This is a genomic window from Pseudomonas sp. GW821-FHT03C07 (genome assembly GCF_059420925.1).
The window spans coordinates 1-21,721 of sequence record NZ_JBWKUQ010000012.1 but is presented as its reverse complement, the minus strand read 5'-3'; the positions used below and the strand labels follow the sequence as shown (position 1 = coordinate 21,721).

General features: G+C 62.7%; 22 protein-coding genes. 12 read left to right on the top strand and 10 right to left on the bottom strand.

Going from position 1 to position 21,721, the window contains the following annotated elements:
* Positions 1 to 68: 68 nt before the first annotated feature.
* The 6 genes from AC07VG_RS21635 to AC07VG_RS21610 all read right to left on the bottom strand — a co-directional run bounded on the left by AC07VG_RS21635 (position 69) and on the right by AC07VG_RS21610 (position 3,258).
* A complete protein-coding gene (locus AC07VG_RS21635; protein WP_495001086.1) occupies positions 69 to 407 on the bottom strand; it encodes a HopJ type III effector protein in 339 nt (112 codons plus the stop codon).
* Positions 400 to 696, bottom strand: coding sequence for a DUF1244 domain-containing protein (locus AC07VG_RS21630; protein ID WP_495001085.1), 297 nt, complete (start codon positions 694 to 696; stop codon positions 400 to 402). The genes AC07VG_RS21635 and AC07VG_RS21630 overlap by 8 nt, the downstream gene beginning before the upstream one ends.
* Positions 697 to 771: 75 nt before the next feature.
* Positions 772 to 1,143: a dihydroneopterin triphosphate 2'-epimerase gene (folX, locus tag AC07VG_RS21625; protein WP_495001084.1), complete on the bottom strand. Its 372-nt coding sequence runs from the start codon at positions 1,141 to 1,143 to the stop codon at positions 772 to 774.
* Positions 1,144 to 1,145: 2 nt separating this feature from the next.
* Positions 1,146 to 1,706: a GTP cyclohydrolase I FolE gene (folE, locus tag AC07VG_RS21620; RefSeq protein WP_495001083.1), complete on the bottom strand. Its 561-nt coding sequence runs from the start codon at positions 1,704 to 1,706 to the stop codon at positions 1,146 to 1,148.
* A 24-nt stretch (positions 1,707 to 1,730) separates the two neighbouring features.
* Positions 1,731 to 2,441 carry a dihydromonapterin reductase gene (gene folM / locus AC07VG_RS21615; protein ID WP_495021856.1) on the bottom strand — a complete coding sequence of 237 codons (711 nt, stop codon included), beginning with the start codon at positions 2,439 to 2,441 and terminating at the stop codon, positions 1,731 to 1,733.
* 247 nt (positions 2,442 to 2,688) lie between these two features.
* Positions 2,689 to 3,258, bottom strand: coding sequence for an antibiotic biosynthesis monooxygenase (locus AC07VG_RS21610; protein WP_495001081.1), 570 nt, complete (start codon positions 3,256 to 3,258; stop codon positions 2,689 to 2,691).
* A gap of 211 nt (positions 3,259 to 3,469) precedes the next feature.
* On the opposite strand from AC07VG_RS21610, the gene AC07VG_RS21605 reads away from it, so the two are divergent.
* Positions 3,470 to 4,441 (top strand): MerR family transcriptional regulator, encoded by a 972-nt coding sequence (locus AC07VG_RS21605; protein ID WP_495021855.1) that lies wholly within the window; start codon positions 3,470 to 3,472, stop codon positions 4,439 to 4,441.
* A gap of 47 nt (positions 4,442 to 4,488) precedes the next feature.
* Here AC07VG_RS21605 and AC07VG_RS21600 read toward each other — a convergent pair whose 3' ends face one another.
* Positions 4,489 to 4,953 (bottom strand): PAS domain-containing protein, encoded by a 465-nt coding sequence (locus AC07VG_RS21600; RefSeq protein ID WP_495001079.1) that lies wholly within the window; start codon positions 4,951 to 4,953, stop codon positions 4,489 to 4,491.
* 158 nt (positions 4,954 to 5,111) lie between these two features.
* Here AC07VG_RS21600 and AC07VG_RS21595 point away from each other — a divergent pair, with 158 nt between their 5' ends.
* Positions 5,112 to 5,564, top strand: coding sequence for a flavodoxin (locus tag AC07VG_RS21595; protein ID WP_495021854.1), 453 nt, complete (start codon positions 5,112 to 5,114; stop codon positions 5,562 to 5,564).
* 129 nt (positions 5,565 to 5,693) lie between these two features.
* Here the strand turns inward: AC07VG_RS21595 and AC07VG_RS21590 are convergent, their stop codons facing one another.
* Positions 5,694 to 6,599 (bottom strand): LysR family transcriptional regulator, encoded by a 906-nt coding sequence (locus tag AC07VG_RS21590; RefSeq protein ID WP_495001077.1) that lies wholly within the window; start codon positions 6,597 to 6,599, stop codon positions 5,694 to 5,696.
* 97 nt (positions 6,600 to 6,696) lie between these two features.
* On the opposite strand from AC07VG_RS21590, the gene AC07VG_RS21585 reads away from it, so the two are divergent.
* The 4 genes from AC07VG_RS21585 (at position 6,697) to AC07VG_RS21570 (ending at position 9,761) form a co-directional block, all read left to right on the top strand.
* Entirely contained in the window at positions 6,697 to 7,083 is a 387-nt protein-coding gene (locus AC07VG_RS21585; protein ID WP_495001076.1) for a CidA/LrgA family protein, read from the top strand.
* A complete protein-coding gene (locus tag AC07VG_RS21580) occupies positions 7,073 to 7,759 on the top strand; it encodes an LrgB family protein (RefSeq protein ID WP_495001075.1) in 687 nt (228 codons plus the stop codon). The genes AC07VG_RS21585 and AC07VG_RS21580 overlap by 11 nt, the downstream gene beginning before the upstream one ends.
* A 132-nt stretch (positions 7,760 to 7,891) precedes the next feature.
* Positions 7,892 to 8,674: a class II aldolase/adducin family protein gene (locus AC07VG_RS21575; protein WP_495021853.1), complete on the top strand. Its 783-nt coding sequence runs from the start codon at positions 7,892 to 7,894 to the stop codon at positions 8,672 to 8,674.
* A 175-nt stretch (positions 8,675 to 8,849) separates the two neighbouring features.
* A complete protein-coding gene (locus AC07VG_RS21570) occupies positions 8,850 to 9,761 on the top strand; it encodes an SDR family oxidoreductase (RefSeq protein ID WP_495001073.1) in 912 nt (303 codons plus the stop codon).
* 146 nt (positions 9,762 to 9,907) lie between these two features.
* Here AC07VG_RS21570 and AC07VG_RS21565 read toward each other — a convergent pair whose 3' ends face one another.
* A complete protein-coding gene (locus AC07VG_RS21565; protein ID WP_495001072.1) occupies positions 9,908 to 10,681 on the bottom strand; it encodes an N-acetylmuramoyl-L-alanine amidase in 774 nt (257 codons plus the stop codon).
* 543 nt (positions 10,682 to 11,224) lie between these two features.
* On the opposite strand from AC07VG_RS21565, the gene AC07VG_RS21560 reads away from it, so the two are divergent.
* From AC07VG_RS21560 to AC07VG_RS21550, 3 genes are all read left to right on the top strand, one after another.
* Complete coding sequence (locus AC07VG_RS21560; RefSeq protein WP_495001071.1) at positions 11,225 to 13,009, top strand: DUF1302 domain-containing protein; 1,785 nt, start codon at positions 11,225 to 11,227, stop codon at positions 13,007 to 13,009.
* Positions 13,010 to 13,033: 24 nt separating this feature from the next.
* On the top strand, positions 13,034 to 14,401 hold the full coding sequence (locus AC07VG_RS21555) for a DUF1329 domain-containing protein (protein WP_495001070.1): 1,368 nt from the start codon (positions 13,034 to 13,036) through the stop codon (positions 14,399 to 14,401).
* Between the two features lie 245 nt (positions 14,402 to 14,646).
* A complete protein-coding gene (locus AC07VG_RS21550) occupies positions 14,647 to 17,196 on the top strand; it encodes a LuxR C-terminal-related transcriptional regulator (protein WP_495021852.1) in 2,550 nt (849 codons plus the stop codon).
* Positions 17,197 to 17,343: 147 nt separating this feature from the next.
* Here AC07VG_RS21550 and AC07VG_RS21545 read toward each other — a convergent pair whose 3' ends face one another.
* Complete coding sequence (locus tag AC07VG_RS21545) at positions 17,344 to 18,138, bottom strand: IclR family transcriptional regulator (RefSeq protein WP_495001068.1); 795 nt, start codon at positions 18,136 to 18,138, stop codon at positions 17,344 to 17,346.
* Positions 18,139 to 18,323: 185 nt separating this feature from the next.
* On the opposite strand from AC07VG_RS21545, the gene hmgA reads away from it, so the two are divergent.
* The 3 genes from hmgA to maiA are packed head-to-tail and all read left to right on the top strand — an operon-like array spanning position 18,324 to position 21,581.
* Positions 18,324 to 19,622: a homogentisate 1,2-dioxygenase gene (gene hmgA / locus AC07VG_RS21540; protein ID WP_495001067.1), complete on the top strand. Its 1,299-nt coding sequence runs from the start codon at positions 18,324 to 18,326 to the stop codon at positions 19,620 to 19,622.
* A 3-nt stretch (positions 19,623 to 19,625) separates the two neighbouring features.
* Positions 19,626 to 20,930 carry a fumarylacetoacetase gene (gene fahA, locus AC07VG_RS21535; RefSeq protein WP_495001066.1) on the top strand — a complete coding sequence of 435 codons (1,305 nt, stop codon included), beginning with the start codon at positions 19,626 to 19,628 and terminating at the stop codon, positions 20,928 to 20,930.
* A gap of 12 nt (positions 20,931 to 20,942) precedes the next feature.
* Positions 20,943 to 21,581 carry a maleylacetoacetate isomerase gene (gene maiA, locus AC07VG_RS21530; protein WP_495001065.1) on the top strand — a complete coding sequence of 213 codons (639 nt, stop codon included), beginning with the start codon at positions 20,943 to 20,945 and terminating at the stop codon, positions 21,579 to 21,581.
* The last annotated feature ends 140 nt before the right edge of the window (positions 21,582 to 21,721 follow it).

The window sequence follows — 21,721 nt, the reverse complement described above, 5'->3', positions numbered from 1 at the left end:
TCCCCGGCAAACGAAATAAAGTCGCCGGGTCAATCTTAAAAGTCGCGATGTGCTGGCCGGGCCCTGGATCAGCGGCGAGTCAGCGGCGCCTGGGTGAACTTCACGCCGGCCAGGCCGTGGCTCATCAACGCGCGGATATTGCCGTGGTCGCTGCCCTCGGGGGTGGCCAGGACCGAACGGTAATGTTCGCCGAAGGCGAGCAACGCTTCCTGATCGCTCAAGCCTTCCAGCAGCGCCAGACCCAGGGTCTTGCACGAGCCTTCGTTCTGTCCGGCGGCGTTTTCCACGCCGCCGTTGTTGAACGCTTGTGGCTGGTAGTCGTAACCGGCGGCAACGAACGCCAGGGTCTCGGCAAAAACATGGGCGCCGCTGTTGAGGCTGGCACGCAGGGTGTTCAAATCACTCATGGGGTTTTCCTTTGGCGAACGCCGCCTGTTGTTCGGCGTTGGCTTCTTGCTGGTATTGGGCTTTCCATTCGGCATAAGGCATGCCGTAGACCACTTCACGGGCGTCGTCGAGGCTGACCTCGATCTGGCGTTCGTCGGCTTCGGCCTTGTACCACTTGGACAGGCAGTTGCGGCAGAACCCGGCGAGGTTCATCAGGTCGATGTTCTGCACATCCTTGCGGCTGTCCAGGTGGGCGACCAGCCGGCGAAAGGCGGCGGCTTCGAGTTCGAGGCGTTCTTGCTCGGTCATGATGGACTCTGTGGGGGTGAAGGTAGGCCGCGATGATAAGAGCCTGGCGCGGCGAATGCCAGACGGCTCAGTGGCTCAACGGCTCGCCGCGAGCGTAATCGACACCGACTCGGCAAACCGCAGCGCGTGGGGCTTGTCGACCTCGACCTCGGCATAAAGTACGGCTGCGTTGCTCATCACCAGATCGAGCAGCTCCTGAGTCAGGCGCTCGAGCAGGGCAAAGCGGTTGCCCTCCACATGCTGGATGATCGCCTTGGTGATGGTGCGGTAGTTCAGGGCGTGATCGATGTCGTTGTCGCGCACCGCTTCCTGGGCCGCATAGAGGATGGTCAGGTTGATCCGGACATCCTGCTTGTTGAGGATCTCGTCTTCGTTGATGCCGATAAAGGTACGCAGGCACAGGTCCTTGACCCGGATGCGCGCCATGCCTGGTTGAAGTTGTGGCATTGCTACTTGCTCCGTCCAATCAGTTGCAGGAACTCCATGCGGGTGGTGCTTGAGTCGCGCAGGGCGCCGAGCATCACCGAGGTGTTCATGGTCGAATTCTGTTTTTCCACGCCGCGCATCATCATGCACATGTGCTGGGCTTCGATCACCACCGCCACGCCGGCGGCCTGGGTCACTTGTTCGATGGCGTCGGCGATTTGCCGGGTGAGGTTTTCCTGGATCTGCAGGCGACGGGCGAACATGTCGACGATCCGGGCGATCTTCGACAGCCCCAGGACCTTGCCGGTCGGCATGTAGGCGACGTGGACCTTGCCGATGAAGGGTAGCAGGTGGTGTTCGCACAGCGAGTACAACTCGATGTCCTTGACGATGATCATCTCGTCGTTGTCGGAGGCGAACAACGCACCGTTGACCACTTCTTCGAGACTCTGGGCATAACCGTGACACAGGTATTGCATGGCCTTGGCGGCCCGTTTCGGGGTGTCCAACAGGCCCTCGCGGTCGGGGTTTTCGCCCAGCCCCAGAAGGATTTCGCGGTAATGCTCGGGCAGTGTGGCACTCATGGAAAGGGTTCCTCGCGGGGCGGCTTATTTAAGGTGCCGGCCGCCGTTGACGGTCAAGGTTGTGCCGGTGACATACGGGTTGTCCAGCAGGTAGCGCAGGCTCTGGTAGACCACCCCGGCTCCGGGTTCGATACCCAGGGCCGATTTGGCCAGGGTCCTGGCGCGGTACACCGCGTCGTCGTCGGGGTTGAACATCAGCAGGGCCGGGGCGATGCCGTTGACCTTGATCCGTGGCGCGTAGCGGGCGGCGAAGGACAGGGTCAGGCTGTCCAGGCCGGCCTTGCTGGCGCAGTAGGCGATATGCTGGCTGCTGCCCTTGCGGGTGACATCGTCGCTGATATGCACGATATCGGCCATTGGCGAGCGCTCCAGCAACTCGGCGCAATGCAGGTTGATCAGATAGGGCGCCAGCATGTGCAGGCTGAACATCTGGGTAAAGGCCGCGGTTTCATTGTCAGGGCCTTCTTTAATCCAGGCCGAGGCATTGTGAACGATCGCCCGCAGACAGTCGGTGTGCTGCTTCAGCGCCTCGATAAAGGCCAGGATCCCGGCTTCGCTGGAGAAATCGGCGAACAGCGCGGTGGCACCGCGGTCGCGCAGGGCCTGGACCCCGGGACGCTCGCTGCGATAGCTGACGATCACCGGGTAGCCGTCGGCCAGCAGTCGCTCTGCGCAGTGCAGGCCGACACGCTGGCCGGCGCCAGTAATCAGGATTGGGGCACTAGACGGTGGCATCGATGGCTCGTGGCAAGCGGTGGAGAGGCGTCGGTTGACGTTGAAGTCAAAACTATACCAGCCACTGGGCTTGTACAACCGTTGTACGTGGCGAGCGCTGCCACGGTACCGATCTGTCAATGAGAACGGGGTCTTATTGGCACCGCGAAACCTGTAGCTGGCTTGCCAGCGATGACGGCGGTGAATGCTGCATCGCTATCGCTGGCAATCGAGCGTCGACCGGCGGCTCCTACAGGACCCTGTTGTTTCAACGCCTGGCGGTGGCCGTGTCGCTCGGCAGCGCCAAGGCCTTCGTACTGTGCAACCAACCCGCCAGCAAATGGGTCGACAGCGGAATGAAGAAGTAGACCATCAACGGTGTCAGCGCCAGGGTACTGACCAGGACCCGCGGCCCCAGGCTTAACTCGGCCAGCAACGGCCCCAGGCCAAAGTTGAACAGCAGCGACACCGGAAAGAACGCCAGCCAGATCGCCACCGCCTGTTTCCAACGTGGCGGTCGTTGGCCCACGGCGCCGAACCAGCCGTCGATGCCGCTGACCCGCCGTTCCTGCGGCCCGGCGAACAGGTCGCCGCCACGCGCCAACCAGGCCTTGCGCGAGGCGGAATGCTCCCAGGCGTTGAGGGTCGCGGCATCGTTGAAGCGGAAAATCATCTGGAATTCGTTATCGCCGGACGGCGGGGCGAGCACGCCGGAGCCCAGGTAACCGGGGAAGTCGGTGGCGAGCAATTCGCCTTCATGCAACCAGGCGAGCATCTCCTGGTAGCGGCCCTCGGCGACACGCCGGGCAACCATCATGGTGACGGGTGAGGTAGACATCATGTATCTCCGTAAGACAAGCATGCCGCCCGGGTAAGGCAGATGCGCAACGCAGCGCCGGGGTGGTGGGCTGCGTGTGTGGACAGGCAAGAATTATTCCCTATTCTCGCGAAATGCACCAAGCAAGTGACTCGTATTGCGTACGATTTGCAGAGAGTTGGATCCCGTGGGCTAGAATATCGGTCAAATCCTATTCATAAATGTGTGACAGATGCCCGTCATGACCGAACTTGAACCTGCCACGCCGCTGTTGCGGGCGTTGAAACAGGAGGAGTTGTTTCCCATTCGTGAAGTCTCGCGCCTGACCGGCGTCAACCCGGTCACCCTGCGGGCGTGGGAGCGACGCTACGGTCTGATTCAACCGACGCGCACCGAAAGTGGGCATCGGCTCTATGCCATGAGCGATATCGAGACAGTCCGTACCATCATGGGCTGGATCGAGCGCGGTGTGGCGGTGAGCAAGGTGGGCAAGATTCTGGCGAAAACCGCCGTCCAGGCCGTGTCCATCCACACACCCACCGGCATTTCCACGCAATCGATTGCCCAGACGGAATGGGATGAGTGGCAGGCGCAATTGCGTGCCGCGGTCAGCGCTTTCGACGAACCGGCCCTCGAACGCCTCTACGGGCAGGTGTTTTCCTGTTATCCGCTGACCGTGGTGTTCCAGAATATCCTCCTGCCGCTGTGGCAGCGCCTGCTGCTGCAGACGAACGAGTTCGGCCAGGTCAGCGAGTGGCTGTTTCTCGATGCGTTCCTGCGCGCGCGGGTCCTGCAGCGCCTGCACCTGGTTCGCGGGCTGCCTTCCCAGCGTATCGTGCTCGCCGCTTTACCGGATCAATGTCGTGAACTCGAATTGCTGGTGGCCGGCCTGTTGCTGGGCGACGGCGACCGCTCCGTCAGCGTTCTGGCAGTTGGCCAGCCCTTCGATGAACTGACCCTGGTCTGTGAAAGGGTCCGGCCCGAGGCGCTGGTGCTGTATTCCAACCGTTCGCCGATGGCCGACCTGCCACGCCGGCTCAATCGCCTGGCGCTGTCGGTGGACTGCGCGGTGATGCTGGCCGGGGATGTTGCGGAGTTGTTGCAGGAACGCCTGGAAGGCTCGAGCATCGGCTGCCTGGGCAATGACGGCCGGCTGATGCGCCGGCGCTTGCAGCAATTGCTGGCCGGTCGGCTCGATACCTGATCGACGATCAGGCGTCTGCCTTGGCCGACGGGGGATTGCTGCCTGGGTTATCGCGGCTGGCCGGTGGCGGCCTTGAGCGCATCCAGCTCAGCCTGAACCTCGGCCAGTTTTGCTTCCAGTTGGGCTACCCGCTGTTGCGCCTTGACCTGCGCCGTCACGTCTTTCTGTACACCGACGAAATAGGTCAGTTGGTCGCTTTCGTTGAGCACGGGGGACAGCGACAGCTCGTTCCAGAAATGGCTGCCATCCTTGCGGTAGTTGCGCAGGATCTGACGGCACGGCTTGCGTGTGTGCAGGGCTTCGCGGATCAGTTCCAGTGCCGGCTGGTCGCGGTCGCCCGACTGCAGGAAACGACAATCCTGGTAGAGAGTCTCTTCGTTGGTGTAGCCGGTCAGGCGTTCGAACGCCGGGTTGGCGTAGATCAGGATATGGTCTTCGCCTTCCTGTTCGGCCACGACGATACCGTCGTTCGACGCATCAATCACCAGTTGCAACAGTTTGGGATTTATCATTCTTCAGCGCACCCGCAGTCCATTGACGAATCTGTCGAAGTTTAAGACATCGTCTTGAATAATCCATTCCATTTGCTTGCGGCGAGGGGCGGGTTTTGTGAGAAAGTCTCTCATCTGCTGGTATCCTGGGGTTTTTATCCAGCATCAGGATCAGATTGATGAAAGTTGCCATCCTTTCCGGCTCGGTCTACGGCACCGCCGAAGAAGTTGCCCGCCACGCTGAAAAAATCCTTCGCGAGGCCGGTTTTGAAGCCTGGCACAACCCGCGGGCGACCCTGGCCGATGTTCAGGCCTTCGCCCCGGAGGCCTTCCTGGCCGTGACCGCCACCACTGGCATGGGTGAGCTGCCGGACAATCTCCAACCGCTGTATAACGCCATCCGCGACCAGTTGCCGGCGGCGTGGCGTGGCCTGCCGGGCGGGGTGATCGGCCTGGGTGATTCCAGCTACGGCGATACTTTCTGTGGCGGAGGCGAACAGATGCGTGAGTTGTTTGCCGAGCTGGGCGTGCGGGAGGTGAAGGAAATGCTGCGTCTGGATGCCAGCGAAAGCGTCACCCCGGAAACCGATGCCGAGCCGTGGCTGGCCGAGTTCATCAGCGCCTTGCGCTAAGGCCTGCGAGCGGGCGTCGCCGATCTTGTCTTGAAATACCACACTGTAGGAGCCAGCTTGCTGGCGATAGCTATTGTTCAGGCGACAACGATGTTGGCTATCGGATCGCAATCGCCAGCCAGCTGGCTCCTACACGGGGGTATTGTACCGGTGGCTGACTGGCTGCTCGCGCAACAATGCCAGCCAGGCTTGGGCGGCTTTCGACAGGTAAGCGCCGCGGCGCCAGATAAAGGCGATATCCCAGCGCAGGTCGCTAGGTGAGCTCAAAGTCAGGCGGACCACGCCGGGTCGTATCAGCGAGCGTGCAACCACGCTGGGCAGCAGCGCCACGCCTTGCCCGGCGGCCACCAGCGCGGCGAGAAAGTCGGCCTGGCCGCTGCGTCCACTCTCCTTGGGGGTGAAGCCGGCTTGCCGACAAGCTTCCATCAGGCGGTGATTGAGCACGAAACTGCGCTGGTACAACAGAAACGGCGTATCGGCCAATTGTTCCAGGCGGATCGAGCCTTCCTCGGCCAGCGGATGATCGTTCGCCAGCAACACATCCAGTGGCTCGTCGCAAAACAGCTGGTAGTCGAACGCCGGGTCGCTCGGCTTGAGGCTGCCGCCCAGCTCCAGTTCGCCGCTCAGCACCGCCGGCTCGATATTCAGGCTGCCGCCTTCGAGCAGGTGAATGCTGATATTCGGGTAGCGCCGCCGGTACTCGGCGAAGAGGCTGGCGAACAGCGTTTCACCGCCCAGTTGCGGCAGACCCAGGCGCAGTTCGCCGCGGGCCAGGTGGCTCAGGTCATCCAGTTCGCTGAGCAACCCGTCGCGTAGGCGCAGCATTTCTTCAGCCCGTTGCAGCACCACGCCGCCGGCCGCCGTCAGCAGGACCCGTGAACCCTGGCGATCGAACAATGGCGTGGCGAGGTCGTGTTCGAGCTGGGCAACCTGCTTGCTGACCGCCGACTGGCTGATGTGCAGGGTTTTCGCCGCCTGGGTGAAGCCGCCCTGACGGACCACCTCGATAAAGCTGCGCAGTTGCTTGAATTCCATGACCTGATTCCAAATTGGAATGACTTCTAGTCTAACAATTCGCTTTTGGGATGGTAGCGACAACTTTAAAATTGGTTTCCAGAGAGGACTGAATCCGATGAACCGTCTATTGCTGAAAAAATCCTGTCGCCTGCTGGCCGAACTGGCCGTATTACTGGGGCTCTATCAGCTGGGCATGCTGTTCGCCGCCTGGAGCCACTGGCCGATTCCCGGCGGGGTGATCGGCCTGGCGCTGCTGTTGCTGGCCTTTGCCACTGGCTGGGTCAAGCCTGCCACCCTGCAACTGGGGGCCGGGTTGTTGATGGCGGAGATGTTGCTGTTCTTCATCCCGGCGTTGATGAGCCTGCTGGACTATGGCGCCATGGTGCGCCAGGACGGCTGGCGGATCCTGCTGGTGATCGGCGTCAGTACCCTGGCGGTGATGCTGGCGACCGCTTTTACCGTCGAGTTCGTTTGTCGCTGGAGCACCCGTCGTGAAGCTTGAGTGGATGTCCTTGTTCTGGCTGGGGCTGACCCTGCTGGCCTATGTGTTCAGCCGCTGGGTGTATGGCCGCACGGGGCGTTACCTGCTGTCGCCGCTGATCCTGGTGCCCTTCGTGCTGCTCGCGGTGGCGCTACCGCTGCACACGGCGTACGCCGAATACTCGCGCGATACCCACTGGTTGATGTTGATCCTGGGGCCGGTCACCGTGGCCTTCGCGGTGCCGATCTGGCAGCAGCGGCAGATGCTGCTGCGCCATGGCCCGGCGTTGCTGTTGGGGATGCTGGCCGGCAGCGCGGCGTCTATCGGCAGCTCTTACTGGCTGGCCAGGGCGCTGTCGCTGGATAACAGTTTGACCTTGTCGCTGGTGCCGCGCTCGATCACCACGCCCTTTGCCATGCCGCTGGCGCAGAACCTGGGTGGCGTGCCCGAGCTGACCGCGGTGTTCGTGATGGTCACCGGGGTTTTCGGGGCGTTTCTCGGCGGGCTGCTGCTCAAGTGGTTGCCGCTGCGCAGCAGTCTGGCGCGCGGTGCGTTGTTCGGCGTCGGGGCTCACGGTGCCGGGGTCAGCCGCGCCCGTGAAGTGGGCGGTGAAGAGGGCTCGGTGGCGGGCCTGGTGATGGTTCTGACCGGTCTGCTGAACCTGTTTGCCGCGCCCTTGTTGGCGGCAATGATCTGATTTCATCTTCGGCCGCCCTGGCTGACTCGCTGGGTCATCAAGCTGGCTGGCAAGGCAACTCCGTTGCGGCAACGGGCTGCTCTAGACTGGCGGGTACTAGAATAAAAACCGAAAACCGCCGAGGTCAGTGCCGTGAACGCAGCCCCTGTTACCGCCGCACCCGATGTGAAGAGCCAAGTCAGCGCCGCCGAATGGCAGACCCGCGTGGACCTGGCCGCCTGTTATCGCCTGGTGGCGATGCACGGTTGGGACGACCTGATCTTCACCCATATATCGGCCAAGGTCCCGGGTACCGAGGATTTCCTGATCAACCCCTACGGGCTGATGTTCCACGAGATCAGCGCGTCGAGCCTGGTCAAGGTCGATCAGGCCGGCAACAAGTTGCTGGACAGCCCCTATGAGATCAACCCGGCCGGCTACACTATCCACAGCGCCATTCATGAGGTGCGTCACGACGTGACCTGTGTGCTGCACACCCACACCGCCGCCGGTGTCGCGGTCTCGGCGCAGCAGCAGGGCGTGCTGCCCATCAGCCAGCAATCGCTGTTCGTGCTGTCGAGCCTGGCCTATCACGCCTACGAAGGGGTGGCCCTCAACCATGAGGAGAAAGCGCGGTTGCAGGCCGATCTCGGCGAAAACAACTTTCTCATGCTGCACAACCACGGCCTGCTGACCTGCGGCTCGACCATCGCCGATACCTTCCTGATGATGTTCACCTTCCAACGGGCCTGCGATATCCAGGTGCTGGCGCAAAATGGCGCGGCGCCACTGATCGTCATCGAGCCGCAGATTCTCGCCGGGGCCAAGGCCATGGTCGCCGCGGTGACCCGTAGCGCCCAGGGCATGGGCGGTGCGCTGGCCTGGCCGGCGCTGCTGCGCAAGTTGGACCAGCAGGACCCCGGATTCAGACTCTGAGGCCAGCGTCCGGGATTGCCCGGGGAGTGGGCGTCAATGCGGGCAGTCGCGGCCAGGGCCGGACTATCCCGCTGCCTTATCGCACACTATTCAGCCCTGGCCGACTTTATTGTGAGCAAAGGCCGGGTGTCCGACACTCGGCTTCTATTTCCATCGGCCCTGGCTGGAGTCCTGTATGAGTGAGTCTGTGCGCTTCGAAGATAAAGTGGTGATCGTTACCGGCGCCGGTGGCGGCCTGGGGCGTGCCCATGCACTGCTGTTCGCCCGCCATGGGGCGAAAGTGGTGGTCAACGACCTCGGCGGCTCGGCCCACGGTGAGGGCGCCAACGCCTCGGCGGCGGACAAGGTGGTGGCCGAGATTCGCGAGGCCGGCGGTACCGCCGTGGCCAACCACGACTCGGTCACCGATGGCGACAAGATCGTGCAGAACGCCCTGGATGCCTTTGGCCGTATCGATGTGGTGGTGAACAACGCCGGGATCCTGCGGGACAAGACCTTCCTGAAGATGGAGGACGCCGACTGGGACCTGGTTTACCGGGTGCATGTCGAAGGTGCCTACAAAGTCACCCACGCCGCCTGGCCACATCTGCGCCAGCAGAACTACGGGCGGGTGATCTTTACCGCGTCGACGTCCGGCATCTACGGCAATTTTGGTCAGTCCAACTATGGCATGGCCAAGCTCGGCCTGTATGGCTTGACCCGGACCCTGGCCATCGAGGGCCGCAAGAACAATATCCTGGTCAACGCCATCGCCCCGACTGGCGGCACGCGCATGACCGAAGGCCTGATCCCGCCGCAGGTCTTCGAGCTGCTCAAGCCGGAGCTGATCAGCCCGCTGGTGGTGTTCCTCGGCAGTGAGCAGTGCGATGAAACTTCCGGTCTGTTCGAAGTCGGTGGCGGCTGGATCGGCAAGACCCGCTGGGAGCGCAGCCTGGGCGCCGGCTTCGACCCGCACAACGGTTTTTCCGTGGAAGACGTGGCGGCCAGCTGGAAGCAGATCTGCGATTTCGAGGGTGCCGTGCATCCGAAGGACACACCCGAAGCGCTACGGGAAATGATGGTGAACCTGCAGAAGTACATAGCCTGAATAACGGCTCTACCTGACACAAGGCAGCACCTGTAGGCGCTGCCGAGCCGGCGATGCAGGGCTCAAGGGCCTCATCGCCAGCAAGCCGGCTTGTACAGTACGCGGTGTTTTCAATGACCGGGATAAGGGCTGGCCCTGTGTCGGTTTTATGCCCTTGGGAAGTATTTCTCCACCAACGCCGCGAGGATGGCGGCGGTCTCGGCATCGAGCGCGCCGGCATAATCCTTTGGCCGGAAATGCAACTGGAACGCCCTGACCAGTTGTTTGAATCCCTTCTCCGTGTCCGCTCCCGTCACGTCATACCCATACTTTTTGAACTGCTCCAATGCCGTTGCCCGAGGTGGCAGGCCGTCGCACGTGTATTTGCGCAGGTACTGGTCGCGGGTTGCTTCGTCGAACCAGGCACCGATGCCCGACAGATACAGGTCGTGCCAGGGAAAGGCGGCTCCCGGATCACTCTTGCGATTCCAGGCGATATCCGAGTGCCCGACCACCTGGGTGGGGCCGATATCGGGATAGCGGGCGAGGATATTCAGCGATAATTGCTTGAGCACTTCGATCTGCCGCGGCTCATAAGGCGGAAAATGAAACTGTCCCGCGCTCTCGGACGCCAGGTTGACGATCTCGATGCCGATCGCGGTGTCATTGAGCTGCGTCCTGCCGTCCCAGGCACTGATGCCCGCATGCCAGGCGCGTTTTTGTTCGTCGACCAGATTGAACACTTCCTGTTCCTTGAAGCCAGCCTGGAGATAGCTCGGGTCGGTGACATCGGGCACCAGGTAATGACTGCTGACATTAGGACCGGTCAGAAACCCGAGGGCGCTGGCGAAGTCGCCGGCGGTGTAATGCATGACCAGCAAGCGAACCCGGTCGTTGAAACTCCGCGTGCTGCGGTAGGCGTTGTAGTTGATCGGTTTCATCAGCGATTCCTTTCCCCATGACGTGATGTAGTTGAGTGCTACAGAGTGAATCCCGGTCTCAATCAGTGGGAAGAGGCTTGGGTCTTTCAACCGTGTACGAAGGGTCTCGGTGTTTGATTTTGCTCGTGTCAGCGCTGATGAGACGTTGTACGGGGGCGAATGACGCAGGCATAAAAAAGGCCACTGCAAACGCAGTGGCCAAGGGAAGACGTTCGATCAAGGAGTAAATCAACGTCAGTAAACAATGAATGATGAGCATAATAAGGACCTGCCCCCGGCTGAAAAAGCCCGCTTTGCGACAATCACCGTTACCGCTGGGGTAACAGTCGCTTTTCCATTTGCGGCAACCGGAGTCATCCCGGACAATCCTCTATCCATGTGCGCTATGACACGCTATCCACCGGTTCGATGGTCCGCTGCAAACCGCGTCGCAAGCCTGCATTCATCCTTTCGAGGTACAGCACGAATACCTCCTTGGTGCGCTTATCGCTCCCGTTGGTGGTGAGTAGGGTGAAGCCTTCTGTCACACACCGGGGAAGACGCATGACAAAAACAACAATGCGCGCCATCTTCACGCCGCAGGCTCTGGCCATCGCGGTTGCCATGAGCGTCAGTGCGCAGGCGCAGGCTGTTTCGTTCAACATCGGAGAAATCGAAGGCAAATTCGACTCATCCCTGTCGGCCGGCGTGAGCTGGGGCCTGCGCGATGCCGACAAGAGCCTGGTGGGGGTGCCCAATGGCGGTACCGGCCAGGCCGCCACCGGTGATGACGGACGCCTGAACTACAAGAAGGGCGAAGCCTTCTCGAAGATCATCAAGGGTATTCACGACCTGGAATTGAAATACGGTGACACCGGCGTCTTCGTCCGCGGCAAGTACTGGTACGACTTTGCGACAGCCGACGGCGGCCAGGACTTCAAGGACATCAGCGATCACCATCGCGATGAAGCGGCACGTTCTTCCGGCGCGCAACTGCTCGACGCCTTCGTCTACCACAACTACTCCATCGCCGACCTGCCGGGCACCGTGCGCCTGGGCAAGCAGGTGGTCAGTTGGGGTGAGAGTACCTTTATCGGCAACTCGATCAACAGCATCAACCCCATCGACGTATCGGCCTTCCGCCGGCCAGGTGCCGAGATCAAGGAAGGCCTGATCCCGGTCAACATGTTCTTCGCCTCCCAGAGCCTGACCGACCAACTGACGGTCGAAGGGTTCTACCAGTTGAACTGGGAAAACACCGTCGTCGACAACTGCGGCACCTTCTTCGGCAACGATGTGGTGCAGCACGGTTGCAACAACAACTACACCGTCGGCAGTCCGGCGATTGCGCCGCTGCAACCGCTGGCCGCGGCGTTCGGCCAGGGCTTTCAGGTCACTCCGGAAGGTGTCGTGGTGCAGCGTGGCGATGACCGCGATGCCCGTGACGGCGGCCAATGGGGCATGGCCTTGCGCTGGCTGGGCAGCGACACCGAGTACGGCCTGTATTTCATGAACTACCACAGTCGTACCCCGACCGTCGGCACCACCACCGCCAGTGCCAGCACCATCACGGCGCTGGGCAGTATCCTGCCGCTGGCGCCAGCCGCCTTCCGTAGCGGTCTGGCGCAAAGCATCATGCTGGGACGCGGTCAGTACTACCTTGAGTATCCGGAAGACATCCGCCTCTACGGCGCCAGCTTCTCCACCACCCTGCCGACCGGCACCGCCTGGAGTGGCGAGATCAGCTATCGTCCCAACGCTCCGGTGCAGCTCAACACCACCGACCTGACCCTGGCGCTGGTCAACCCGATTGCCGGTGGCGCCGCCTCGCCGATCCAGACCAGTCCTGGTTCGGACAACTCCGGCTACCGTCGCAAGGAAATCACCCAGGTACAAACCACCTTCACGCAGTTCTTCGACCAGGTCCTCGGTGCCGAGCGCCTGACGTTGGTGGGCGAGGCGGGGATGACCTATGTCGGCGGCCTGGAGACCAAGGACAAGCTGCGTTACGGGCGTGACTCGGTCTACGGTGCCTATGGTTACCAGGGCGATACCAGCGGTTTCGTCACCGCGACCTCCTGGGGCTACCGTGCCCGGGCGATCCTCGACTACAGCAACGTGTTCGCCGGGATCAACCTCAAGCCCAACGTGTCCTGGTCCCATGACGTCAAGGGATACGGCCCCAACGGCCTGTTCAACCAGGGCGCCAAGGCGGTCAGCATCGGTGTGGACGCCGACTACCGCAACACCTACACCGCGAGCCTCAGCTACACCGACTTTTTCGGTGGCAACTACAACACCCTGATTGACCGTGACTTCGTGGCGCTCAGCGTCGGCGCGAACTTCTGATCCAGGCTTGAGAAGGACAACTTTATGCGCAAGATGATTTTGCAATGTGGCGCCCTGGCCTTGAGCCTGCTGGCAGCCAACGTAATGGCGGCGGTTTCCCCGGAGGAAGCGGCCAAGCTCGGTACCAGCCTGACTGCCATCGGCGCGGAAAAGGCCGGCAACGCCGACGGCTCGATCCCGGCCTACACCGGCGGTATCCCGAAAAACGCCGGCGCGGTGGACAGCAAAGGCTTCCTGGCCGACCCGTTCGCCAATGAAAAGCCGCTATTCATCATCACTGCGGCCACCGCCGAACAGTACAAGGCCAAGCTCTCCGAAGGCCAACTGGCGATGTTCAAGCGTTATCCGCAGACCTACAAGATCCCGGTCTATCCGACGCACCGCAGCGTGGTGCTGCCGGATGCGGTTCTGGAGGCGGCCAAGCGCAGCGCCCTGAATGTCACGGCAATCAACGACGGTAACGGTCTGGCGAACTTCACCGGCAACCGCTACTACGCCTTCCCGATTCCGAAGAACGGCGTGGAAGTGCTGTGGAACCACATCACCCGCTACCACGGCGGCAACCTGCGCCGCACCATCACCCAGGCCACGCCGCAGACCGACGGCTCCTTCACCCCGATCACCTTCGAGGAAGAAGCCGCCGTGCCATCGGAAATTCCCGACCTGGCGCCGGACAAGGGCGCCAACGTGCTGACCTTCTTCAAGCAGGAAGTCACCGCGCCGGCGCGTCTGGCGGGCAACGTATTGCTGGTGCACGAAACCCTCGACCAGGTGAAGGAGCCGCGCCTGGCCTGGGTCTACAACGCCGGCCAGCGCCGTGTGCGTCGCGCCCCGCAAGTCGCCTATGACGGTCCGGGCACCGCCGCCGACGGCCTGCGTACCTCGGACAACTTCGACATGTTCTCCGGCGCGCCGGACCGCTACGACTGGAAACTGATCGGCAAGAAGGAGATGTACATCCCTTACAACAGCTACAAGCTGGACTCGCCGACCCTCAAGTACACCGACGTGATCAAGGCCGGGCATATCAACCAGGACCTGACCCGCTACGAGCTGCACCGGGTCTGGGAAATCGAGGGCACGGTCAAGCCAAGCGAGCGGCATATCTATGCCAAGCGTCATATGTACATCGACGAGGACAGCTGGCAGGTCGCGCTGGTGGATCACTACGACGGTCGCGGCCAACTGTGGCGGGTGGCTGAAGGTCATGCGCAGTTCTACTACGACCACCAGGTGCCGGCTTATACCGTTGAAGCGCTGTATGACCTGATTGCCGGGCGCTATATCGCCCTGGGCATGAAGAACGAAGAGAAGCACAGCTTCCAGTTCGGTTTTGTCGGCAAGGCGGCGGATTACACGCCGGCGGCGCTGCGGGCAAGCGGGGTGCGCTAAACGCTTCGCCATCCCCCCTGTAGGAGCCGGCTTGCCGGCGATGAGGCCCTTGAGCCTTGCGTCGCCCTTGCGGCCGCTATCGCCGGCAAGCCGGCTCCTACAGGGTTTGGGGTGTTTTCAAGATCCCTTTCATTGGCCCTTGGGGCCTGTTTTTTATGGTCAGCGATAAGTTTCCTGAATATTTGTTCATCCTCCGGCTCGAACAGGGCTAGGGTGACTGGATAAAATCAAGAAAGGCCGCCGCAATGACCGCCATGACCCCGCGTCTGGACCGTCCCGGGTTCCTGCCTCGTTTATCCTCCCGTCATTTGCCACGTCCGCGTCTGAGTACCCCGTTGATCGAGTCCCAGGCACGGGTCCGCTTGCTCTGTGCGCCCGCCGGCAGCGGCAAGAGCGCCCTGCTCGCCGAATGCTTGCTGCAAGCCCCACCCAGCTGTGGCGTGTGCTGGCTGCCGTTGTCCGGGGCGAGCCTCACGACCGACGCATTTTGCGCGGCCCTGGCCCAGGCGCTGGGGCTGGACGAGCCCCAGGACGAGTCGAGTCTGTTGGCACGGCTGGCGCGCTGGACCACCCCCACCTGGATTTTTCTCGACGACTACTGTCGTTTGCCCAACCCGGCACTGGATCAACTGCTCGATCGCTTGTTGGCGGTCAGCAGTCCGGTCCTCAGCTGGTGGCTGGGCGTGCGGCGGCGGCCGCACTGCAACTGGCCGCGGCTGTTGCTCGAAGGTGAACTCTACGAAGTCGAAGGCCCGAGCCTGGCCTTCGCGCGCGGTGAAATCGAACGGTTGGTCAGTCATCCGTCGATCACCCTGACCCCGCAGTGCCTCGACCGGATGGACCAGTACACCGCCGGATGGTGCGCCGGGGTGCGGGTCGCCATGCTCGAGGCGCCGGCCTGGATCGCCAACGCGCCCGACGCCGGGTCGCGACGTTCGGCGACCTTGCTCGACTACCTGCAACACGAACTGTTCGATGCCCTGGCACCGGAGCTGGCCGAAGCCTGGCGCGTGTTGGTACATCTGCCACGTTTCAATGCCGACCTCTGCGAGCACCTGTTCGGTGCGGGGGAGGGCGCCCAGTGGATGCGCACCCTGCAAGAGCTGGGGTGTTTTATCGAACCCTGGGAAGACTCCGCGGAATGGCTACGGGTGTTCGCGCCACTGGCCCTGTTGCTGCGCGATGAACCCTGGCCGGCCGGACGCTCCTGGCATCGGCGCGCCTGCCAGTGGTTCAGCGCCCACGGTGACTGGCAGGCGGCGGTGGAGCAGGCCCTGGCCGCCGAAGAGTTCGAAGTGGCGGCCAGCCTGTTGCACAACTTCACCTTCGATTACCTGTTCCAGGAGCAGAACGTGGCGCTGCTGTTGCGCCTGCACGAGCATCAGCCAGACGAGCTGATGTTCGGCACGCCGCATCTGGTGGGCTTGATCACCACCGCGTTGCTGTTCGCCGGGCGCTTCGACGAGGCGGCCCACAGCATCGAGCAGATGGCCCGTTTTATCCCGCAGCCATCGGCGGCGGCACAACGGCAACTGGTGGCGCGTTGGCAGGCCCAGCAGGGCTGGTTGCTGCATTTGCAGGGACAGGCGCAATGTGCGCGTGGGCATTTTCTCGAGTCCTTGCAGGATCTGCCGCCAGCCGCCTGGCCGGCGCGGTTGTTCTGTTTGTCGGGGCTGACCCAGCAGGCGCTGCTCGCGGGCGAGTTGGAGCAGGCTCACGCCTTGAGTCGCGACGCCCTGTGCCTGGCGCGGGCACAAGGCTCGTTGCTGTTCGAGGCGCTGCTGGAGCTGGATCATGCGCAGTTGCTGGAGCAGCGTGGTGCCCTGCACCGCAGCGAGAGCCTGCTGGACAACATGCAGGCCCTGTTATCGGCCAAACGCCATCTGGCCGGGCCGCTGCTGGGGCGGATCGCCTTGCGTCAGGGACGGATCGCCCTGCGCCAGGGCCGCGATCAACAGGCGGCCGAGTATTTTCAGACGGGTCTGGACGAGTGCCTGCGCAGCCAGGATAAACAGGCCTTGTACGGCTTTCTCGGGCTGGCCTTGCTGGATGCCAACCACGGCGATTACGCCCAGGCGTTTGTCCGCCTGCGCGACGCCGAACGTTTGATGCAGCAACGGCATATCCCCGATGTGGTGTATCGCGCGGTGCTGCTGATGGTCAGTTGCCATTTCTGGTTGCAGCAGGGGCGACCCGAGCTGGCGGAAGAGGCGCTGACCCGGGTGTTGCGTCACTACAGCGGCGCGAATGGGGTGCAGGCGCCCCCGGCGACGCTGGAATTGATTCCACGTCTTGAATACCTGTTGGTGCTGGCGCAGGTCTATCTGCACAAGGCTCAGGCGCCGCTGGAGGCGCTGGCGCTGTTGCTTGAACAGGCCCAGCGGCGCGGCATGCAGGGGATAGAAACCGAGCTGCGCCTGGCACTGGCGGAAGTGGCGTTTCTGCAAGGGCGAACGGCGCTGGCCAAGAGTCATTTGGAGGAGGGCTTGGCGCTGGTCAGCCGCTGCAACCTGCAACAGGCCTTGCGTGAGTTGCGTTTGCGCCAGTCAGGGATGCTGGCGAGCCTGGGGTTCGAGGAGGTGCTGATCGCCACCGGTGACAATCCCTTGAGCCAGCGTGAACTGGAAGTGCTCAAGCTGATTGCCCTGGGCAGCTCCAATTTGCAGATCGCCGATCAGCTGTTTATTTCACTGCACACGGTGAAAACCCATGCGCGGCGGATTCACAGCAAACTCGGGGTGGAGCGGCGGACCCAGGCGGTGGCCAAAGCCAAGGCTTTGGGTTTGATGGGCTAACGACGGGTTGATGCGGTCCTTGTAGGCGCCGGCTTGCTGGCGATGAGGCCAGTGAGTCTTGCATCGCCTGATCGGCCGCCATCGCCAGCAAGCCGGCTCCTACAAGGACGGTGTTTCGCTGCAGGATATCGCCAGGTTCGAGAGGGTTCAGGTCTTCTGATAGCCCATCCGCCAACTCACCGCCTCGCTCGCCGCCAGCAACCGCTTGGCCGCCGGGCCATTTTCATCGGCGTGGAACAGCGACGTCGGCCCCACCACCGTCAGCACTGCCGCCACCTGGCCCAGGGCATTGAACACCGGTGCCGACAAGGCATCGACCCCCGGCATCAGCAAGCCATGGACGAAATGCAGTCCGCGCTGGCGGATCTGTTCACAAGTCGCGGTATACGCGCTGACATCGGCCAGCGGATGCGGATGTCCGGCCTTGAGTTCCGCCTCACGCAACTCGACGGTTTCCCGATCCGGCAGGAAGGCGTTGAACACCAGCCCGGTGGACGAACTGAGCAATGGCAACACCGAACCCAGCTGCGTCACCACCGTCACCGTGCGCACGGCCGGTTCGATATGCACCACGGTCGCCCCGTGGTTGCCCCACACGGCGAGGAAACAGCTTTCATTCAGGTCGTCGCGCAGTTCCGCCAGCGGCATCGCCGCCACGTGCAGCACGTCCATGCTGTTGAGCGCGGCGAGGCCGACCCGCAGCGCTTCACGACCCAGGCCATAGTGGTTGGTCGCTGGGTTCTGCTCGGCGAACCCACTGGAGATCAAGGCCTGTAGATAGCGGTGGACCTTGCTCGCCGGCATCTGCACATGCTCGGCCAGGCGCGACAGCGAAGTACTGGGCGATAGCTCGGCCAAGGCCTTGAGGATGTCGGTACCGACCTCAGCCGAGCGGACTTTCTGTTTACCGTTGCTGTCGCTGGTAGGGCGCGGCTTTTCCATGGAGGCAATGTAATCCCGGGACGAATGGGCGTCTTTATAGCTTGACGGGCACTGTCAATCAAATTACGTTCTGCATAATCAAGTTACGTAATGCATAATTTCATCTCCATAAAAATAAACCGACCCGTGTTGCACTCCTCCCGAATCTGGAGGCAGCCCCAGGTCCACTCCCTCCAGGAGGCTCCATGAACCCCGATTCCACGGTGCTGGCCTATCAGTCCGGCTTCGGTAACGAATTCAGCAGCGAAGCCCTGCCCGGTGCGCTGCCGGTCGGCCAGAACTCCCCGCAAAAAGCACCCTACGGCCTGTATGCCGAACTGTTCTCCGGCACGGCTTTCACCATGGCCCGCAGCGAAGCGCGGCGCACCTGGATGTATCGCATCCAGCCGTCGGCCCGGCACCCGGCGTTCGTCAAGCTGGAGCGGCAGTTGGCCGGTGGCCCGCTGGGTGCGGTCACCCCCAACCGCCTGCGCTGGAACCCGCTGGAGATTCCGGGCGAGCCCACCGACTTGCTTGATGGCCTGGTGAGCATGGCGGCCAATTCGGCGGCGCAGACACCGGCTGGCATCAGTATTTACGGCTACCGTGCTAATCGTTCCATGGAACGAGTGTTCTTCAATGCCGACGGCGAATGGCTGCTGGTTCCGGAGCAGGGCCGGCTACGGCTCGTCACCGAGCTGGGGGTGCTGGAGATCGAGCCACTGGAAATCGCTGTCTTGCCCCGTGGCCTGAAATTCCGCGTCGAACTGCTTGACCCGCAAGCCCGTGGCTACCTCGCCGAGAACCATGGCGCGCCGCTGCGCCTGCCGGACCTGGGCCCTATCGGTAGCAATGGCCTGGCCAATCCGCGGGACTTCCTGGCCCCGGTCGCCCACTATGAAGACCTGCGGCAAGCGACGACCCTGGTGCAGAAGTTCCTCGGTGAACTCTGGGGTTGCGAGCTTGATTATTCGCCGCTCAACGTGGTCGCCTGGCATGGCAACAACGTGCCATACAAATACGACCTGCGCCGGTTCAACACCCTTGGCACGGTCAGCTTCGATCACCCGGACCCGTCGATCTTTACCGTGTTGACCTCACCCACCAGCGTGCCTGGCCTGGCCAACCTCGACTTCGTGATCTTCCCGCCGCGTTGGATGGTGGCCGAGAACACCTTCCGTCCACCGTGGTTCCACCGCAACCTGATGAACGAGTTCATGGGCCTGATCCAGGGCGCCTACGATGCCAAGGCCGAAGGTTTCCTGCCTGGCGGCGCGTCGCTGCACAGCTGCATGAGCGCCCATGGTCCGGACGGTGAAACCTGCACCCGGGCGATTGCCGCCGAACTGGCGCCGAGCAAGATCGACAACACCATGGCCTTCATGTTCGAGACCAGCCAGGTGCTGCGCCCGAGCCGTTTCGCCCTGGATTGCCCGCAGCTGCAAAGCAACTACGATACTTGCTGGGCCACAGTGCCCGTCACTTTCAACCCGAATCGGAGATAACCCATGACTCAGCCAACCATCCTTCGCAGCTGGGTTGCGTCCGCCAACGGCCATGCCGATTTCCCGTTGCAGAACCTGCCGCTGGGGGTGTTCAGCTACGAGGGCTCGACCCCGCGCAGTGGCGTGGCGATTGGCGAGCAGATCTTCGACCTGGAAGCGGCCCTGGAACTTGGCTTGTTTGAAGGCCAGGCCAAGGTCGCTGTCGAAGCGACCCGTGGTGGTCAGTTGAATGCGTTCTTTGCGCTCGGCGCCGTAGCCCGTGTGGCCTTGCGTGCTCGCCTGCTGGAACTGCTTGGCGAAGGCAGCAGCCTGCGCGGCAAGATTGAAGCCCAGGGCGCCAAGCTGCTGCATCTGGCCGCCGATTGCCAGTTGCACCTGCCGGCCAGGATCGGTGACTACACCGACTTTTATGTCGGCATCGAGCATGCGCAGAATGTCGGCAAATTGTTCCGTCCCGACAACCCGTTGCTGCCCAACTACAAGTACGTACCCATCGGTTATCACGGCCGCGCCTCGACCGTACGCCCGTCCGGCAGCGAGGTTCGGCGGCCCAAGGGTCAGACCTTGCCCGCCGGACAGAGCGAGCCGACCTTCGGTCCCTGTGCACGCCTGGACTACGAACTGGAACTGGGCATCTGGATCGGCCCGGGCAATGCCATGGGCGAGTCGATTGCCATCGGCGATGCCGCCGAGCATATCGCCGGTTTCTGCCTGCTCAACGACTGGTCGGCGCGGGATATCCAGGCCTGGGAGTACCAGCCGTTGGGGCCGTTTTTGTCCAAGAGCTTTATCACCAGCGTCTCGCCCTGGGTGGTGACGGCCGAGGCACTGGAGCCGTTCCGCCAGGCCCAGCCGGCGCGTCCGCAAGGCGATCCGCAGCCGTTGCCATACCTGTTCGACGCGCGCGATCAGCAGGGCGGTGCCTTTGATATCGAACTGGAAGTGTTGCTGCTGACCGAGGCCATGCGCGAGCAGAACCTGCCGGCCCAGCGCTTGACCCTGAGCAACACCCGGCACATGTACTGGACCGTGGCGCAACTGGTTGCCCACCACAGTGTCAACGGCTGCCAGTTGCAGGCCGGCGACCTGTTCGGTTCGGGCACCTTGTCCGGTCCTGAAGCCGGGCAGTTCGGCAGCCTGCTGGAGATCACCGAAGGTGGCAAGAAAGCGCTGGAACTGGCCTCGGGTGAAGTGCGCAAGTTTCTTGAGGACGGCGACGAAATCATCCTGCGGGCGCGTTGCCGCCGTGAAGGTTTTGCTTCCATTGGCTTCGGCGAATGCCGGGGCAAGATTGTCTCGGCGCGTTGAGAGGACAGGACCATGGAGCTTTACACCTACTACCGTTCGACTTCGTCCTACCGCGTGCGGATTGCCCTGGCCCTCAAGGGGCTGGATTACCACGCGCTGCCGATCAATCTTATTGCCCCGGGCGGCGGTGAACAGCGCCAGGCCGCGTACTTGACGGTGAACCCGCAGGGCCGGGTGCCGGCCTTGCGTACGGACGCCGGCGATGTGCTGACGCAGTCACCGGCGATCATCGAGTTTCTCGAAGAACGTTATCCACAGCCGCCGCTGCTGGCCTCGGACCTGCTGACCCGTGCCCGCGCGCGGGCGGTGGCGGCGCTGATCGGTTGCGATATTCATCCGCTGCACAACTCCGGCACCACCAACCTGCTGCGCCAGTGGGGGCATGACGACGCCCAGGTGCAGGAGTGGATCGCCCACTGGGTTAGCCAGGGGCTGGCGGCGGTGGAGCAGTTGATTGGCGAGGTCGGTTATTGCTTCGGCAAGGAGCCGGGTCTGGCGGATGTCTACCTGATTCCACAGCTGTATGCGGCGCAGCGTTTCAAGGTCTCGCTGGAGGCTTACCCACGTATTCGTCGGGTGGCCGCCTTGGCGGAACAGCATCCGGCGTTTATCAAGGCGCATCCGGCGAACCAGCCGGATACTCCGCTGTAAGGCGCACCGCAAAAACTGTAGGGAACACCCCGCAGTAAAGCGCGCTGTAAAACTTGTGGGAGCGGGGGGGGGGGGGGGGGGGGGGGGGGGGGGGGGGGGGGGGGGGGGGGGGGGGGGGGGGGGGGGGGGGGGGGGGGGGG